Below are 17,723 nucleotides of genomic sequence, written 5' to 3' on the forward strand. Positions count from 1 at the left end.
TGGGTAACTAGTTTAAGATGAAAAAGAAAATAGATATTTCCTGGAGATTGATCTTATTTATGAGCTATAGTATGGTGGCAATAGCAGGTTGCCAAAGTGAAAAAACTCAGGAGAAGGAACTAAAGCCCAATGTTTTGGTCATTCTGACAGATCAACATACCAATGATGCCCTGAGTTATTTAGGTAATCCTCACCTGAACACGCCGGCCATGGACCAATTGGCAGCTGAAGGTACCTTTTTTACGGCATCTTATTGTACCTCGCCAGTTTGCGGACCAGCAAGAAGTAGCTTGATCACAGGAAGGTTGCCTCATGAAACTGGTGTGGTTTGGAATTCTACAAATATCCGACCAGAAGTACCAACCATCGGTCAGATATTTAAAGAAGCAGGCTATAATACCGCATGGGCGGGGAAATGGCATCTTCCTCAAGCTTACCCTGCCAAAAATAAAATGGATTCCGTAGCAGGTTTTGCAGTGGTTCCGTTTCAATCTTTGGATAAAGAATGGGATCTCGGAGAAGATACGGATGGGCCCATTGCAGACGCCACGGTAAATTACCTCAATAATTATAAAGAAGATCAACCCTTCTTATTGACAGTTTCACTTCACAATCCCCATGACATATGTCATGTACCAAGAAGACCGGATGAATATGCCAAGGCCCATGAATTGGAAGGTTTGCCTCCCTTGCCCAATAACTTTGAAATTGACCCAGATGAACCACAGTTTCTAGCAGAAAAACGCTTGATGGATCATTATGGGGATGAGTTATTAAAAACAAAGGATTATACACCCGAAGACTGGCAGGCATACCTGTACCATTATTATCGATTTACGGAAATGGTAGATGGGGAAATTGGAAAAATCCTACAAGCATTGAAGAAAAATGGTTATGATGAAAATACCATTGTAGTGCTTACCAGTGAACACGGTGATGGTGGTGCAGGGCACAAGTGGGCGGCCAAGTTAAGTTTGTATGATGAAGCTGCTACCGTTCCGTTTGTCATCAGGTACAAGGGCCATGTGCCATCTGGCAACATTGACAGAAACCAATTGGTATCAGGTATTGACTTAGCCCCGACTATTGTGGATTATGCTGGTTTGTCTTCATCAGTCAAATTCACGGGTAAAAGCCTAAAGCCCGTTTTGGAAAAACCTGGGGAGAAATTGAGAGATTATTTGGTAGTGCAGTTGGCAGACGATAAACTGGATTCCAGCAGGCAGGCCAGGTTGATCAGAAATGACAGGTACAAGTACAATTTATACAATCAAGGAGAGCGGAATGAGCAGCTGTTTGATTTGTGGAAAGATCCTGGAGAGCAGCACAATCTTGCTTATGTTGATGCCTACCAATCCATTAAACATGAAATGCATGTGGCTTTGGATGAATGGATCGCTGCTACAGGGGATGACTTTTATGAATGGAAAGCATTGCCAAATAGTAAAGAAAAATAAACGTATATTGATTTTAGACTAATACTAGAAATGCCTACGCCATGAAGTTAAAAGCTTTTATCATTTGTTATTTAGTTACGTTTTGCAGTATGTTGTCCTTTGGCCTTAAGGCCCAGGAAAGTAAAGCCTACAATCAGATGAGACAAAATTTCCTACAACCACCAAGTACTGCCAAGCCTACCGTTTATCATTGGTGGCTAGGTGGTCATGTGGATACAGTGAGATTAAAAGAGGAAATACGTTCTTTTGATGAAGCAGGAATAGCAGGGTTTACCATATTTGAAATAGGTTCTAGGGATACCGTTCAGGTAGGTGCAGGCCCGGAGTTTTTAGGGGACGAATCTTTGGCAACCATTAAAGTTGCTGTGGATGAAGCTAGTAAATATGGCATGGATGTAGGATTGAATACGGCAAGCAGCTGGAATGCTGGAGGGAATTGGCTTAGGCCACAACATGCAGCAAAATCAATTTACCAACGAAAAGTAAAAGTAAGGGGTGGAGGGAAGAAGAAGATAAAAGTGCCTTTCCCTGAGATCCCAGAGAAAGATCCTCGAGGCAGAAAACGACTTATTTCTTATGGAAAAGATGGCAAACCACTTTATTCTGAAGAGATAGCAGTCTTGGCTATACCGATGGTTACAGAAAATATGGTAATGGATACAAGTCGGATAATAGATGTTTCCCTTTATTTTGATGCTAAAAAAGAGGTGTTGGATTGGAATGTTCCGGAAGGAGAATGGAAAATTGTACGTTATGTCAGTTCCAATTCTGGAGAGAATTTGGTGTTGCCAAGTAAGTATTCAGCAGGGCCTATTGTAGATCATTTTGATGCTGAAGCCACGGCCTTTCACTTCAATTATATTATAGACCGATTGGAATCGGTGTTGGGGGATTTGCGTGAAACGGCCTTGAAAAACCTATACATGGCAAGTTATGAGGCTAGGGGGTTCAATTGGACACCTACCATGCCACAAGAATTTCAGGAATTAAATGGCTATGATATAAAGAAATTCTTACCCATTCTATTTGAGGAGGTAACGCTTTCTCAAGAGGCAACTTCTGCATTCAAGGCGGGCTTCCAAAGGACCTTGTCAGAATTGATGATCAAAAACTTCTACATGAAGTCCAAAGAAATTTGCAATGCACATGGGTTGAAAAACAACAGTGAGGCGGGAGGTCCAGGCTATCCTTTACACAATGTGCCTGTGGAGCCCTTAAAGGCTTTGGGTAAAGGTTTGGATATCCCTAGAGGAGAGTTTTGGATTAACCACCATAATTTTAGCGAGGAGGGAATGGATGTGCTGAGGGTGGTGAAGGAAGTCTCTTCTGCCTCCCATATTTATGGTTTGGGAATGGTGGAGATGGAAGCATTTACCACTTTTCAGCAGTGGCAAGAAGGTCCTTTCGAAATGAAACCTATGGGAGACAGGGCTTTTGCTGAAGGCATGAATAGGGTAGTAGTCCACGGATCTACACATAATCCGGAAGGTACCGGGAATCCCGGAATTGTTTATCATGCGGGTACCCATTACAATGACAAAAGGGTTTGGTGGAAGAAAATCCGACCATTTAATGAATACCTGGCCAGGATATCCTATGTTTTACAGGAAGCCGATTTCAAAGCAGATGTTTTGTATTATTATGGTGATACCATTCCCAATTACGGTGGACATAAGCGAAGCCGTTTTAACCCAGGAGAAGGGTATGATTTTGAGCTTTTGAATACAGAAGTGCTACTCGGTCTGAAGGTGAAAAATGGGAAAGTTTTGAACCCGAGAAATGGTGCTGAATTTAGTGTGCTGGCATTGACCGAAGAATATGAGATCAATCCGAAGGTATTGGTGAAACTGGAACAAATGGCAAAAAACGGGGCCATTATCACGGGGCCTAAACCCAGTAGAATTGCCCCGGAAAGAAACATGAAGGATTTACCGAATATGAATGGTTGGCTGGATAGTTTGTGGAAGCCTTTTAGCAAACAAGACTTTAAATCAGGAAATAAAGCCATTTATTACAATGTTTCAGTAGGAGAGATTTTGAAAGCATTAGAAGTCAGCCCTGATTTTGATTACAAAGACAAGGGTTTTTATAAGCTTGATTACACCCATTATCAAAAGGATGGAATGGATTTTTATTTCATTGTTAACACTACAAATGAATGGATTTCCAGGGACTTGAGATTTCGGCAAGCGGGAAAGACTCCAGAGTTATGGAATCCGGAAAATGGAAGTATAACGGCTATTTCTATTTTCGAACAAACTCAAGATGGTATTACCCTTCCTTTGACCCTTGCCCCTTACGAAAGCACCTTTGTGGCTTTTAGAAATGGGAACAATCAAGAACATTTCACAAACATTTTAACCAATGATATTCACCCACCTATGCTTCGATATGGGGAATATGGTGTTGAATTGTGGGAAGAAGGTGAATTTGAATTTGTTCAAAATGATATAATGAGCAGCTTGGTAAATCGTGCCAATATGAAAACGATAGACGGTGCTTGGGAAGTTTATTTTCCAGAAGGTTGGGGAGCACCGGAAAAAGCAATTTTCCCGGAATTAAAATCCTGGACAGAGGCTGAAAATGAGGGGGTCAAATATTTTTCAGGGACTGCCCGCTATGAAAAGAATTTTATATATGATATGCATGCCTCTGAATTTCCTGAGGCCAGGGTTTACCTGGATTTAGGTGATCTCTCCCATATCGCTGAGGTTTGGTTGAATGATAAGTTATTGGGTATAACCTGGGCGAAGCCTTACCGTTTTGATGTGACCGATGCTTTAAAACCGGGAATAAATACCCTAAAAATAGAAGTAGCCAATACCTGGTCAAATAGGCTAACGGGAGATGCAGTGACTGGAGCTAATTTCACCAAAACGCATGTGGAGGCCACCGTTATAAAAGGCATTCCTAAGTTAAGGGTTCCTTGGAAAGATGCACCGTTGATTCCTTCAGGAATCTTTGGGCCAGTTACTTTAACAACCGTTTTGCCAATTGCAATGCCTAAGTGATTTTGAGCGGCATTGTTGCTTTTTTTCTGCAACAATGCCGCTCAAGTTCTTGACTATATTTCTTAATTAGTCTGCTTGATAGACTGTAAAAGATTTCAACTCTATTTTGCTTTCATCACCTTTCAAAGAAAGACGGAGTTTATCGGTTTTTACGGGATCAAAATAGTGGATGCGCCTTCTTCCTATGGTAAGCCCTTCGGCCAAAAGATGCCAATTGGTGCCATCAAAACTCTCAAGATGGTACTGCTTGATATGTTGTCCATTGGCAATGTTTTCTTCCAAAACCATTAAGTTGGTTACCTGGTTTTCAGGAATTGACAGAGTGAAAATAGTATTGCCATTGTTCTCCGGCTGATCATAATTGGCCACAGGATTCGAAAAAGTTTGCGCAATGGCTTCACCAAATTCTTCCAGTCGCTTTACTTCAGCCGCTGGAATCAGGCCGCTAGTGTCTGGTGTCATGTTTACCAGCAAATTTGCTCCCCGACCTATGGATTCGGAATACACGTTCATCATAAAGGGGAGGTCACGTAAAGTTTTGTCTGAATCAGGCTTCCAAAACCAGGTTGACCTGGTGTGGAGGTTGGCTTCGGCAGGAATCCATCCCGCACTTTGAGGGCCCACCCACTTATCAAATCCTTCTCCCGGCTGAACGATATTTGCCAATGGATAAGCTGCCCATCCCTGCTCACTGCCTGACCAGCGGACATCTGGTTTGGTTCCTCCCATTACAATTGCATTAGGTTGTAGAAGCCGCACCATATTGTGTATTGCATTCCCATAGGCGGTGCCTAATGGTTGCTGAGTTTCTGGATCCATGACATCCCATCCAAACGGGTCGTAAGCACCATCAAACCAAAGGTAGGAGATCTCCCCATAGTTGGTTAGCAACTCTCTGAGCTGGTCCAAAAAAACTGGGAAGTACTTGTGTATGTCTCCTACAATTTTGCGTTCCCCTTGTGGGTCGGGTGTGCTGGTACATCCAAAATGCTTGTCTCCACCGGATACATAGAGGCCAATTTCCAGGTCGTACTTTCTACAAGCTTCTACAAACTCCCTGACAACATCCCCTTTACCCTTTTTCCAGGTAGCATTCTTCACCGAATAATCCGTGGTTTCGGTAGGCCAGAGACAAAAGCCATTGTGGTGCTTTGCCGTTAATACGATGTGTTTGGCCCCAAAAGATTTGGCTGTTTTGGCCCATTGTTCCGCATCCAGTCTGTAGGGGTTGAATATTTCCGCAGCAGGCACGCTCATCATGTCCGATTCAATGTAGGTGGCAGGGCCAAAATGGATAAATGCTCCCAATTGTCGATCCTGATAAGCCAATTGGCTTTCTGTGGGGCGAGTCCGTAATGGTTCAGTAGAGAAAATGGCTGTTCCATTGCCTTCTGTACCTGCTTCCAATACTGGTAACCAGTCTCCCTGGTGTTTTGGTGCCACATCTGATTGCTCTTCGGCTTTAAAGAAATGCTCGAACAATTCCTTCGGTGTTCCATCATAGGTTGCGCGTTGTAAATCTCCGGCAGTTGTTTGGTCACTTCCGGTGAAATAAAGGATGGTTTTGCCTTGAAAATAACAAAGTTCAACATCTGAAGCATTGCTTTCTGAGATGTCAGGGTCTATTAAAGGGATGTTTTTGTATTCCGGATTATAAGTAACAAAAGGCCTGTCTTCTGGTGCATCTTCCCAATTGACAAGGTCTTTGGAACGGGTAATACGTGTTTCATAGCTCGGATTGAGTGATTCCAAATAAAGTGTATAGTACCAACCTCCTTCATAATAAAGGGCAGGTCCGCCTACATATTTATCTACTCCGTAGACTGCGTCTGGAATCTCCCTCCAGTTTTCCAAATCCGAAGAGCTCATGTACCTAAAGGTAAAAGGTTTCCACTGCTTGTCACTGGTTTCATACAGAAGTACAAAGCCATCTTTTCCTCTAGTGACCGCGGTGTTAAAAAAATACTCATTGTCATTTGCTCGAAGGATGGTCTTTGGCTTGCTCCAATTGACAAGATCTTCAGAGCTGGTCATTGTGATTTCGGTCATTTTTCGCCAAGGTTTTCCTTGTCCATAATTCCCTGCGAAAACATAAACCCTACCTTCCCAAGTCAGGACCGTTCCAAAGCCATGGTTTTTTAAAGGGGTGGAAATTATCTGATTTGTTTGAAGGTCACGGATTCGTACTTCATCCTCATGGAAATTGTCCCCAGGTTTTGCCCCCGGAATATCCCAAAACCGCTGGTTATTTTCCAGTAAGTACAACTTCTCCTGAAAAACAAAAGGAGAGGTTTCCACTAAGGGTGACCCCAGTCGTTCTTCTTTCTGGATAGGGTTTTCCCAAGGCTCTTGCGCCAAAAGGTTCTGGCATATAAAGAGTAGGGCAATACAGGCAATGCTTTTAATACGATTCATGGTATAGGTTATACAGCTTAAAGTCAATTGATACTATCAGGTAAATATATAAAAAGTGGGTGGGTTTTATTATTTTGAGCTGATTTGAAAAATTGTTAACTTATAGGATAGATTGAACGCAGAGCCACAGAGTCGCGAAGAAATATTTTCTGCACCCTAATGAGGATTGAGAAAAAACTAATTAAAGGGGCGCCTTTTCAATAAGAGGCAACCCTATACTCTTTGCGTCTTAGCGCCTTTGCGAGAACCAAAAACCTGAAAAACCAATAAAATTTCACGCAGAGTCGCAGAGTCGCGAAGAAATATTTTCTACTTCTTAGCGAGAAAACAAGAGTTAAATATATAAGCTAAGCAAAGGGTCACGAATAAAAAAAGTATCTTCAACATCTTTGCGCCTTAGCGTTTTTGCGAGAAAAAGTCTAAATAGAATGTCTGAAAATGATCTTTCTAAAATAATTGTAGAAACCTGCTACCAGATTCATGTTGCTTTTGGTCCAGGTTTGTTTGAGTCTGTTTATGAGGAGATTTTGTATTATGAACTTGTTCAGTGTGGCTTAAGTGTTTCACGACAACAGGCCATTCCTGTGATTTGGAAGGGTATTAAAATGGATCAGGGTTTTCGATCGGATTTGATAGTGGAGGAAAAGGTATTGATAGAAATAAAATCAATAGGGGCCATTGCTCCGGTGCATTTAAAGCAGGTTTTAACTTACCTAAAACTCACAGGGCTGAAGCTCGGCTTGTTGATTAATTTCAATGAAGCTTTGATAAAAGATGGGGTGACAAGAGTTGTAAATAATTTATAAGTATTCCTCGCAAAGCCACAGAGTCGCAAAGAAATATTTTCTGCACCCTAACGAGGGTTAAGAAAAAAACCAATTAAAGGTTAACCTTTTCAATAAGAGGCATCCGTATACTCTTTGCGTCTTAGCGCCTTAGCGAGAATCAAAAACTTAAATAAAACCTTTAAAAATTTCACGCAGAGCCGCAGAGTCGCAAAGAAATATTTTCTGCACGCAAACGAGGGTTAAGAAAAAACTAATTAAAGGGGCACCTTTTCAATAAGAGGCATCCCTATACTCTTTGCGTCTTAGCGCCTTAGCGAGAATCAAAAACTTAAATAAAACCTTTAAAAATTCACGCAGAGCCGCAGAGTCGCAAAGAAATATTTTCTGCACCCTAACGAGGGTTAAGAAAAAAACCAATTAAAGGTTAACCTTTTCAATAAGAGGCATCCCTATACTCTTTGCGTCTTAGCGCCTTTGCGAGAACCAAAAACTAAAATAAAGCCTTTAAAAATTTTACGCAGAGCCGCAGAGTCGCGAAGAAATATTTTCTGCACGCAAACGAGGGTTAAGAAAAAACTAATTAAAGGGGCACCTTTTCAATAAGAGGCATCCCTATACTCTTTGCGTCTTAGCGGCTTCGCGAGAAAATATAATAGTCTTGGTGCCTAATCGATAAATAATAAAAACGCCTTAAAAAAAAGAAAACCCCAAATACTTGACGTATAAGGGGTTTCTAGTAGCGGGAACAGGACTCGAACCTGTGACCTTTGGGTTATGAGCCCAACGAGCTACCAACTGCTCCATCCCGCGATATATCTTTATTTTAAATAAAATCGCTTTGAAAAATGATAAGGTTTTAAACGTTTTTTGCTGCCTTATCCTTTATTGTGGTACAAAGGTAAGGGTATATTATCAAAAATCAAGTACCTTTGTAAAAAAAATCTGAGACCATGCCAGAAAACATGCATAAAGCAGGCTTCGTTAATATAATAGGCAAACCCAATGTGGGCAAATCTACTCTTATGAATGCCCTGCTTGGAGAAAAGCTTTCTATCATTTCATCCAAAGCCCAGACTACTCGTCATAGGATTTTGGGAATTATGAATGAACCAGAATACCAGATTGTATTCTCCGATACCCCGGGCATGCTTAAACCTAAGTACGAACTACATAAAAGCATGATGGGGTTTGTGAATCTTTCCCTTGAAGATGCTGATGTAATTGTATTTGTAACAGATCTTTTTGAGAATGATGAAGAAATAGAAGACATTATACAAAAAGTAAATGCTGCAGGTGTACCTGTTTTGCTTATCATCAATAAAATAGACCTGAACAAGGAGGAGAAACTTGCTGAAGTAACGGAATATTGGACCCAAAAAATAAAAGCAGATGTGGTAATCCCAATTTCAGCATTAGAAGGGTTTAACTTACAAAAGATTATGCAGGAAATCCTGGACCGATTACCTGTTCATCCACCCTTTTATGACAAAGAAGAACTAAGTGACCGTCCTGAACGTTTCTTTGCTTCTGAAATAATAAGGGAAAAAATATTTATTCAATACAAAAAAGAAATCCCCTATAGCACTGAAGTGAGGATAGAGGATTTTGAAGAAACTGATCAATTACTCCGAATGAGGGCATTGATATTTGTAGAAAGGGATAGCCAAAAAGGAATTATCATTGGAGACAAAGGGAAAGCATTGAAAAGAGTGGGGACCCAAGCCAGGATTGAAATGGAGAAATTTTTTGGAAAAAAAGTTTTTCTAGAAACCTTTGTGAAGGTAGAAGAGAACTGGAGAAAGAATAAAAACAAACTGAAAAAATTTGGTTACGACCAATAAATTATAGTATTATGGCCAATATAGTAGCAATTGTAGGGAGACCTAATGTGGGTAAATCCACACTTTTTAACCGACTTGTAGAAGAGCGGAAAGCCATTGAAGATAACCTCAGTGGGGTGACAAGAGACAGGCATTATGGACACGCTCAATGGGGAGGGAAGTTTTTCTCTGTCATTGATACCGGTGGGTATGTGACTGGATCTGAAGATATTTTTGAGAAAGAAATTCGCAAGCAAGTCAAGCTGGCAATAGAAGAGGCTTCAGTCATCTTGTTTGTGGTTGACTGTATGGTAGGACTTACGGATTTGGATGCCGAATTTGCCAAAGAGCTAAGAGGTGCTGATAAACCTATTTTTATGGTGGCCAATAAGGCAGATAATCTTGATGACCTGCTAATGGCCAATGAATTTTATGCGCTGGGCATAGGAGAGGATATTATTTTCCCTACCACCTCAACAAGTGGTAGTGGTATAGGCGATTTGTTGGATGAGGTGATAAAGAAATTTCCTGATGAGGGAGAAAGAGATCCTGATGAAGGAATACCTAAGTTGGCCATTCTGGGAAGACCAAATGTGGGCAAGTCCTCTTTTCTTAACGCCCTGATAGGTAGGGAAAGGTCAATAGTGACTGATGAGGCTGGAACGACCAGAGATGCTATTCACACACGTTACCAGCTATATGGTAAGGACTATATCCTTACTGATACTGCAGGTATTAGAAAAAAAGCCAAGGTCAAGGAAGACATTGAATTTTATTCTGTGATGCGTTCATTGAGAACATTGGAAGATTCTGATGTGATCATTATCATGGTAGATGCTACTCGAGGACTGGAAGCTCAGGATGTCAATCTTATCTCTTTGTCCATTAAAAATAACAAAGGACTGATGATTATGGTCAACAAATGGGATTTGGTAGAAAAAGACCATAAGACCATGCAGGCTTTCAAGGACAACATGACGGATAAGCTTGGGGAAAATAAATGGATTCCAATCATATTCATTTCCGCTCTTACCAAACAAAGGATCTTTCAAGCCATGGAATTGGCCATGAATGTTTACGAAAACAAGCAAAGAAAGGTCTCTACATCCAAATTAAATGAGCTATTGTTGCCGGAAATAGAAAAATATCCGCCACCAGCCAATAAGGGGAAATATATCAAGATAAAGTACATCACACAATTGCCAACCAAGAATCCGGTTATTGCTTTCTTTTGTAACTTACCTCAATACATTAAATCTCCTTATACCAGGTTTTTGGAAAACAGGCTTAGGGAAAATTTTGATTTCACAGGCGTGCCCGTGAAAATCACCTACAAAAAGAAATAAATACCATGAAAAAGTTCACCTATTTCCTCTCCTTGATAGTGCTGATGTCGATCTGGAGTTGTAAAACTTCATCAGAGGAACGCCCTGCCCTCGAATTGGTAAATAAAGAATGGACCTTGCAAGAAGCTACTTTAAGAGGAAGAGGTGTTGTCTCAATTTCTGGTGGTCCTTCCGTCCCTGTAAGTATTGAGGGTAATGGAGAGAATTATGACATGACGCTGGATTTTGGGGATATGGATCAATTGCTTACCGCCGCAGGGAGTTTCGTTTTCGATTTAGATGTAACGGCATTGGGAATCACACTTCAGAATGAAAAAATCCCCGTTCAAGGGGTTGAAATCTTTTCTGGCACCTGGGAGTTGGTTGGAGATCAGTTGGTGATTACAGACAAAGAGGAGGCTGTGATATTAGAGGTCATAGACTATTCCGAAAATATGCTCAGGTTGGGAGGAGAGATTGAAGTTTCCGATTTTGAGCGTTTTCAAGAAGAAGGACTTACAGTTAGCGAAACCAGTATTGAAGTGGTTTTAGTTAGGTAAGACAAATACGCTTGACTCTTTAAACGCAGGTTTGAAGATAGGGGGTGGTAGCAGGAATTGCACCTGACTTATAGGTCGATGTTTTGGCGGCATGGTTGCAAATATTACTGCAATTATGCCGCCAAATTTGTTTATTATAGGCTGGTTTTTATAGGGTTAAGCCTTTTTGCGTTGGTTTCTGATCCTCTCTTTATATTTAGCAGAGCGCTTAATGGCCTTTCCTTATTCCATCTAAAATTGCTTTTATTTCTGCAACTTTTAGACTGAAGTTTTGGGTGTGGAGAAGCGTTGGGCTTTTTTGTATTCATGAACCAAAATTGCGCATGAGTATAAAAGTGGGCTAACTACCTTTTTCCTTCGTAGGGAAGGTAGACCACTTTTTTTGTCTCAAAAAAGGGTTCTGTATAGTAATCCTCCAGGTGGTAACTTACATAGTTTAGGTTTAATGCTTCCAGTTCTTCATCCACCTCGCCTCCTTTGAGGTAAAAGACACCGTTTTGGAATTCTGGATGCATATCTTCTTTCCTAAATTTACCTTTGATCCAAGGGTAAAATTTCTCCATTTGTGTCACCGCCCGGCTGATGATATAATGGTACTTTCGGTCCGTCAGACTTTCTGCCCGTACTTGTTGGGGTTCCACATTTTTTAATCCCAATTGCTTGACCACATCTTTTACCACCGTAATTTTCTTTCCAATAGAGTCAACCAGGTGAAATTGTACTTCAGGAAACATAATGGCAAGAGGGATTCCAGGAAATCCTCCTCCGGTACCTATGTCTAGAATCTTTGTTCCAGCTTCAAATGTAATTAATTTCGCTATACCCAGGGAATGTAAGACATGGTGAATGTAAAAACTATCCATGTCCTTTCGACTAATAACATTGATCTTACTGTTCCAATCAAGGTAAAGTTCTCCCATACGCTCAAATTGGTCCATTTGATGTGCATTCAATTCTGGGAAGTAATGTTGAATCAGCTTGTGGTCTGGAGTCATTAATTATATATGTTTGTTTTTGCCCTGGGCAATTTCGTAAAGTAGTTCCCTTGAACGGTGAAGTTGTGCTTTTACAGTTCCCAAAGGTTTGTCCAGTTCGGCGGCAATTTCATCATAGGACAATTCATCAAAGTACCGTAGCTTGACTAGCTTTCGGTATTTTGCTGGCAACTTGTCTACGAATATTCTCACCATTTCTTTTCTTTGGGTTTTGATAAATTCGTCTTGTGGATTATTGTCGTCATCTTCCACATCTATATTTACCGCATTCCCTCCATCATCTGTCATGGTGTTATTGAGGCTCATGGTTTTGAGCTTCTTTTTCCGAATAAAGTCAATGGTATTGTTGGTGGCAATTCTAAAAAGCCAGGTGCTAAAAGTATAGTCTTTTTTAAATTTGTGCAGGTTTTTAAAGGCCTTGGCAAAGGCTTCCATAGTAAGGTCTTCTGCATCGTCAGCACCTCTGATCATTTTAAGAATCATAAAGTAGACGGCTTTTTTGTACCTCTTCATAAGCGAAGCATAGGCCTGCTGGTCATTGTCATTGACCGCTTTGTCGATCAATTCAAAATCCTCTAATGCTTTATCAGAAAAACTTCTTTCGTTTATTTCCATTTAACTGTTTTTGACAAATAACCTTTGGTTCCTAAGGTCCAAAAATAAATCATGTACATCAAATCAAAAAATAAGGTCCAAATTACCTTTCCAGTCCCCTCTAATTTTTTTCTAGCCCTATGTATGATTAAATATTGTAGTATGGCCCTTGTCAAAACTAACCCCAATACCAGTGCAATTGGTTCCCAGGTGCTTTCAAGAATTACAATTCCTACCGCGGAGAGCCAGAATACCAAATGACTTAACGAATACAAGCCTAGTTTTAGTTTATCTTTGGTGCGATAATATTTCCCAGCGTGGAAATGTCTTTTCTTTTGAGTGAAATAAGCTTTGAAGTTGGTCTTTGGCTGTGAAACAGTAATGCTCTCGGGATGTGCTACTATGGCGGTATTGTCGGCTGTAGCATAAAGGTTTACAAATAGATCGTCATCCCCTCCTTCAATGTGCCAGAGCGATTTGAAAGCTTTCTTTTCCATAAAAAAGCTTTTTTGGTAACAAAGGTTTCTTCCCACTCCCATAAAGGGGGATTTCCAATAGCCAAAAGAGAAATAATAAATGGCGGTAAAAAGGGTTTCGTACTGAATTATTTTGTTTAATAAACCTGGAAGTGCTAAATAAGATCCGTGACCGAGGGCAAAAGTTTTGCCTTCATTTCGAACTGGTGCGGACATCCTCTTGATCCAATGAGAAGAGACTGGTCGGCAATCTGCGTCTGTAAGCAAAATGGTTTCGTGTTTTGAAACCTTTATCCCTAAAGTAAGGGCATATTTTTTTGCAGTTACATGATCAGGTGTGTACCTGACATTTACAATTCTCAAGTTTGTATAGGTTTCTGCCAATGACCTCAATAAGTCTTCAGAGTTATCTGTAGAGCAGTCATTTACTACCAGTACTTCAAAATCAGGATAGTCCTGTTCCATAAGTAAAGGGACAAGGTCTTGTAAGTTTCTTGCTTCATTTTTGGCAGCTATGATAATAGAAACCCCACTTAGGTTGGTGTCCTGAAGGGCTTCTCTTTGGGCTTTGTGAAAGAAAACAAACCTGCCAAAAACCACCATTAAGTAGGTGAACTGTATGCCTAAAGCTAAAAAAAATATCCACCATAATGTGTTTTCCATATTTGCGCCTGCTGTCAGTTCTTTAAGATTAATTCAAAAATCTCAGATTTTTGTTTTATTGCGGTTATTTTTGTGTTCCAATAGGCATAGTCAATGAGCTGTATGATCCTTGTTTTAAACAAAAAAGAACAGGGGCATTGAAAAACAGAACATGACAAAGCCATGTTGAGCTCAGAAATCACAACAATTGGCTGATTCTGAAATAATTTCAATGCATACTATAATCGCTATCGCCTATTTCGGATTCAAATATAATGAGTAAATGGGGGATTTTTCAATGAAAGGGAGGAATGAAATTTAAACTTGAAAGCAAGGATCAAAATTCGAAAGCCAGAGCTGGTGAAATTCAGACAGATCACGGCCTGATTCAAACACCGATCTTTATGCCTGTGGGGACTGCTGGATCAGTAAAGGCAGTTCATCAAAGAGAGTTAACTTATGATGTGAAGGCACAGATAATTTTGGGGAATACCTATCACCTTTATCTTCGCCCTGGTCTGGAAGTGCTGGAAAAAGCTGGTGGTTTACATAAATTCATTGGATGGTCAAGCCCTGTTCTTACTGACAGTGGGGGGTATCAGGTTTTCTCCTTGGAAGGAAATAGGAAAATTAAAGAAGAAGGGGTGGTCTTTAAATCTCATATTGATGGTTCAAAACATCACTTTACTCCTGAATCAGTGATGGATATTCAGCGTACAATTGGTGCAGATATTATAATGGCTTTTGATGAATGTACCCCCTATCCCTGTGATTGGAGTTATGCCAAAAACTCCATGCACCTTACACACCGTTGGTTAAAGCGCTGTATTGATCATTTTGATAGTACAACAGGAAAATATGGATATGCTCAATCTCTGTTCCCTATCGTTCAGGGCAGTACTTATAAAGACTTAAGGCAAGACGCGGCTCGCTTTGTTAGTGACCAGGATAGAGAGGGAAATGCCATTGGGGGATTGTCTGTAGGTGAGCCAGCTGAGATGATGTACGAAATGACAGATCTGGTCACCGATATTCTACCGGAGGACAAGCCCAGGTACCTGATGGGAGTGGGTACACCTGCTAATATCCTTGAGGGGATAGCATTGGGTATAGATATGTTTGACTGTGTAATGCCAACTAGAAATGCCAGAAATGGCATGCTCTTTACTTCAGAAGGGATTATTAATATCCGAAATGAAAGATGGAAAATGGATTTCTCCCCTCTAGACAGTGGCTTCCATTCCCATGTCAGTAATTTCTATACCAAGGCCTACCTTAGACATTTGACCATTAGCAAAGAAATGCTTGCTGCCCAAATAGCAAGTATTCATAATTTATCCTTCTATCTTTGGTTGGTGACACAGGCTAGGGAGCATATCCTAGCAGGAGATTTTAGTAGCTGGAAAAATACTATGGTAGAAAAAGTGAGTAGAAGGTTATAAGAATTTTTTAAGAACAGCCGTTTCATTGAATACATAAGAGAAAGACCAGTTGGTATGAAACTATTGGATAAATTAATCATTAAAGATTTCCTCAAGACCTATTTATTTGTGGTCTTGATGTTGATTTTGGTTGTGTTGGTGTTGGATTTCACTGAGAAGAATGATACCTATATCCGAAATGAAGTTCCTGCCGATGAGATTCTTCAATACATGCTTAATTATGGCCTCTATTTAAATAATTTACTTACGCCAATAACGGTCTTCATTTCCGTGATTTTTATCACCTCGAAGATGGCGGGGAGAACAGAAATCATTGCAATCCTAAGTAGTGGGGTGAGTTTTTTGAGAATGCTAGTTCCTTTTATAATGTCTGCAGTACTGATTGCTGTGATTAGTTTTTTGCTGAATGGCTGGGTATTGCCAGTTGCTACTGCTGGAGTTTCAGAATTTAGGGTTGAATATTTGGACAAGCAGCAGATGGACTTGAACCAAAAGAACATTCATATTAAGGTAGCAGAAGATCTGTATGCTTATTTGTTTAAGTATTTTACCTCGGTCAATTCCGGGCATAATTTTACTTTGGAACATATAAAAGACGGTAAACTCATTTCAAAATTCTCAGCGGATAGAATTGTTTGGGATACGACCAAAAATGTTTGGAATGCTCGAAATTGGAGGCTAAGAGAATTGAATGAAATGGGTGAGACTTGGACCACAGGGGATGCTATGGATACAACCTTGTCTATTTCTCCCAATGATTTTGATTTGCCCTTGAACCATCATGAGACCTTGACATTACCTGAACTTTCCAAGCAAATTGTAGTGCTAGAGGAGCGGGGAGCAGACAATATCAGCTATTATAAAATAGAAAAATATGTTCGCTTTATGTCCCCCTTTGCTGCGATCCTACTTACTTTCATTGGGGTGATCGTCTCTGCAAGAAAAACCAGAGGAGGATCCGGGTTTAAAATAGCACTGGGCTTTATGCTGGCCTTTGTGTACATCATACTTTTTTTACTTTCCAGAACATTTGCTGAAGCGGGTACTTCCTATCCAATTTTGGCAGTATGGATACCTAATATTGTTTTTGGATTGACGGGATTGGTACTTTACAAAACCGTTCCCAGGTAAATATTCGCCTATGGTTAAGGATTATTTGTGGCTCCATTTTGTCGTTTTAATCTGGGGATTTACGGCAATACTAGGCCTGTTGATAAGTCTTCCTGCTGTTGAAATTGTTTTTTACCGCACCCTACTTGCGAGTATAGGGCTCCTCTTATTTCTCAAGTTTAGGAGGCGGCCATTGAAGGTAAGTGGTTCGGCCTTAACCAATTTTCTTTTAACTGGAGGCTTGATCGGGGCACATTGGATTTTGTTTTTCTGGGCAGCTCAAGTTTCCACAGCATCTGTTTGTCTGGCGGGATTGGCGACTTGCTCGCTTTGGACTGCATTGATAGAGCCTTTGGTTAATAGGCAACCTGTCAAATGGTATGAGGTAATGTTGGGATTGATAGTTGTTCTTGGCTTGGTAGTGATTTTTAAGTTTGAGTCCGGATATGCCTTGGGCCTTTTATTAGCCGTTCTGTCTGCTTTATTGAGTGCCTGCTTTACCGTGATCAATGGAAGGCTTACCAAAAGCCACAGTCCTTTTGTGATCACTTTTTATGAGATGATAGGGGCCTTTTTGCTGACATCAGCTTTCATGCCTTTTTATGCATATTGGTTTACTGTTGATGGCTTTTCATGGATGCCGCAGGGTATGGATTGGTTTTGGCTGTTGGTGCTTTCGCAGGTATGTACTGTGGTGGCTTTTACCCTATCGGTGAATCTAATGAAACGTATATCCGCTTTTGCAGTTAATCTGACAGTTAATATGGAGCCGGTTTACGGTATTCTATTGGCATTTATGATCTTTGGGGAGAAAGAAAAAATGACAACTGAGTTTTATGTTGGAACCTTGATAATTTTAGCTTCAGTTGGTATCTATCCGGTAATTCGATATGTGCAAAAAAGAAGGGGACTAAGAACCGTAAGAAAAATTCATTGATTAAAGGTTAAACCCGGATTATGTAATAGGATTCGTGATGAGTGTTGCAATCGCAAGAAAATCAGGCTGTTTGGAGATTTTAGCATAGCACCGCTATGGTGAAATTGAAAACAGCAACGAAGTGGCTGATTTTGAAGCGATTTCAGCACGT

Annotated in this window: 13 protein-coding genes and 1 tRNA gene; 9 read left to right on the plus strand and 5 right to left on the minus strand. The window is 40.5% G+C overall.

Annotated elements, in window-relative coordinates:
- Positions 1-17 precede the first annotated feature (17 nt).
- Positions 18-1,457: a sulfatase family protein gene (locus AC13EX_RS02085; RefSeq protein ID WP_482891345.1), complete on the plus strand. Its 1,440-nt coding sequence runs from the start codon at positions 18-20 to the stop codon at positions 1,455-1,457.
- 41 nt (positions 1,458-1,498) lie between these two features.
- Complete coding sequence (locus AC13EX_RS02090) at positions 1,499-4,468, plus strand: glycosyl hydrolase (RefSeq protein ID WP_482891346.1); 2,970 nt, start codon at positions 1,499-1,501, stop codon at positions 4,466-4,468.
- A gap of 66 nt (positions 4,469-4,534) precedes the next feature.
- Here AC13EX_RS02090 and AC13EX_RS02095 read toward each other — a convergent pair whose 3' ends face one another.
- Complete coding sequence (locus AC13EX_RS02095) at positions 4,535-6,883, minus strand: alpha-L-fucosidase (protein ID WP_482891347.1); 2,349 nt, start codon at positions 6,881-6,883, stop codon at positions 4,535-4,537.
- Positions 6,884-7,311: 428 nt separating this feature from the next.
- On the opposite strand from AC13EX_RS02095, the gene AC13EX_RS02100 reads away from it, so the two are divergent.
- The gene (locus AC13EX_RS02100) at positions 7,312-7,689 is read left to right on the plus strand and encodes a GxxExxY protein (protein ID WP_482891348.1); all 378 of its coding nucleotides are present in this window, start codon (positions 7,312-7,314) and stop codon (positions 7,687-7,689) included.
- 719 nt (positions 7,690-8,408) lie between these two features.
- Here the strand turns inward: AC13EX_RS02100 and AC13EX_RS02105 are convergent.
- Positions 8,409-8,481, minus strand: a tRNA-Met gene (locus AC13EX_RS02105).
- A gap of 140 nt (positions 8,482-8,621) precedes the next feature.
- Between AC13EX_RS02105 and era the strand changes: the two genes are divergently transcribed.
- The 3 genes from era to AC13EX_RS02120 are packed head-to-tail and all read left to right on the plus strand — an operon-like array spanning position 8,622 to position 11,376.
- A complete protein-coding gene (gene era, locus AC13EX_RS02110; RefSeq protein ID WP_048642019.1) occupies positions 8,622-9,512 on the plus strand; it encodes a GTPase Era in 891 nt (296 codons plus the stop codon).
- A gap of 11 nt (positions 9,513-9,523) precedes the next feature.
- A complete protein-coding gene (der, locus tag AC13EX_RS02115) occupies positions 9,524-10,837 on the plus strand; it encodes a ribosome biogenesis GTPase Der (protein ID WP_048642020.1) in 1,314 nt (437 codons plus the stop codon).
- A gap of 5 nt (positions 10,838-10,842) precedes the next feature.
- On the plus strand, positions 10,843-11,376 hold the full coding sequence (locus AC13EX_RS02120; protein WP_482891349.1) for a hypothetical protein: 534 nt from the start codon (positions 10,843-10,845) through the stop codon (positions 11,374-11,376).
- A gap of 344 nt (positions 11,377-11,720) precedes the next feature.
- Here the strand turns inward: AC13EX_RS02120 and rsmG are convergent, their stop codons facing one another.
- The 3 genes from rsmG to AC13EX_RS02135 are packed head-to-tail and all read right to left on the minus strand — an operon-like array spanning position 11,721 to position 14,104.
- The gene (gene rsmG / locus AC13EX_RS02125; RefSeq protein ID WP_482891350.1) at positions 11,721-12,371 is read right to left on the minus strand and encodes a 16S rRNA (guanine(527)-N(7))-methyltransferase RsmG; all 651 of its coding nucleotides are present in this window, start codon (positions 12,369-12,371) and stop codon (positions 11,721-11,723) included.
- Between the two features lie 3 nt (positions 12,372-12,374).
- Complete coding sequence (locus tag AC13EX_RS02130) at positions 12,375-12,986, minus strand: RNA polymerase sigma factor (protein WP_482891351.1); 612 nt, start codon at positions 12,984-12,986, stop codon at positions 12,375-12,377.
- Positions 12,977-14,104 carry a glycosyltransferase gene (locus AC13EX_RS02135; protein WP_482891352.1) on the minus strand — a complete coding sequence of 376 codons (1,128 nt, stop codon included), beginning with the start codon at positions 14,102-14,104 and terminating at the stop codon, positions 12,977-12,979. The genes AC13EX_RS02130 and AC13EX_RS02135 overlap by 10 nt, the downstream gene beginning before the upstream one ends.
- A 290-nt stretch (positions 14,105-14,394) precedes the next feature.
- On the opposite strand from AC13EX_RS02135, the gene tgt reads away from it, so the two are divergent.
- From tgt to AC13EX_RS02150, 3 genes are read left to right on the plus strand one after another with little or no spacing between them, the layout of a single operon-like run.
- Positions 14,395-15,525, plus strand: a complete 1,131-nt coding sequence (tgt, locus tag AC13EX_RS02140) for a tRNA guanosine(34) transglycosylase Tgt (RefSeq protein ID WP_482891353.1) — start codon at positions 14,395-14,397, stop codon at positions 15,523-15,525.
- Between the two features lie 54 nt (positions 15,526-15,579).
- The gene (locus tag AC13EX_RS02145; protein ID WP_482891354.1) at positions 15,580-16,656 is read left to right on the plus strand and encodes an LptF/LptG family permease; all 1,077 of its coding nucleotides are present in this window, start codon (positions 15,580-15,582) and stop codon (positions 16,654-16,656) included.
- A gap of 10 nt (positions 16,657-16,666) precedes the next feature.
- Positions 16,667-17,572 (plus strand): DMT family transporter, encoded by a 906-nt coding sequence (locus AC13EX_RS02150; RefSeq protein ID WP_482891355.1) that lies wholly within the window; start codon positions 16,667-16,669, stop codon positions 17,570-17,572.
- Positions 17,573-17,723 lie beyond the last annotated feature (151 nt).

The sequence above is a fragment of the Cyclobacterium sp. L-R genome (assembly GCF_056859355.1).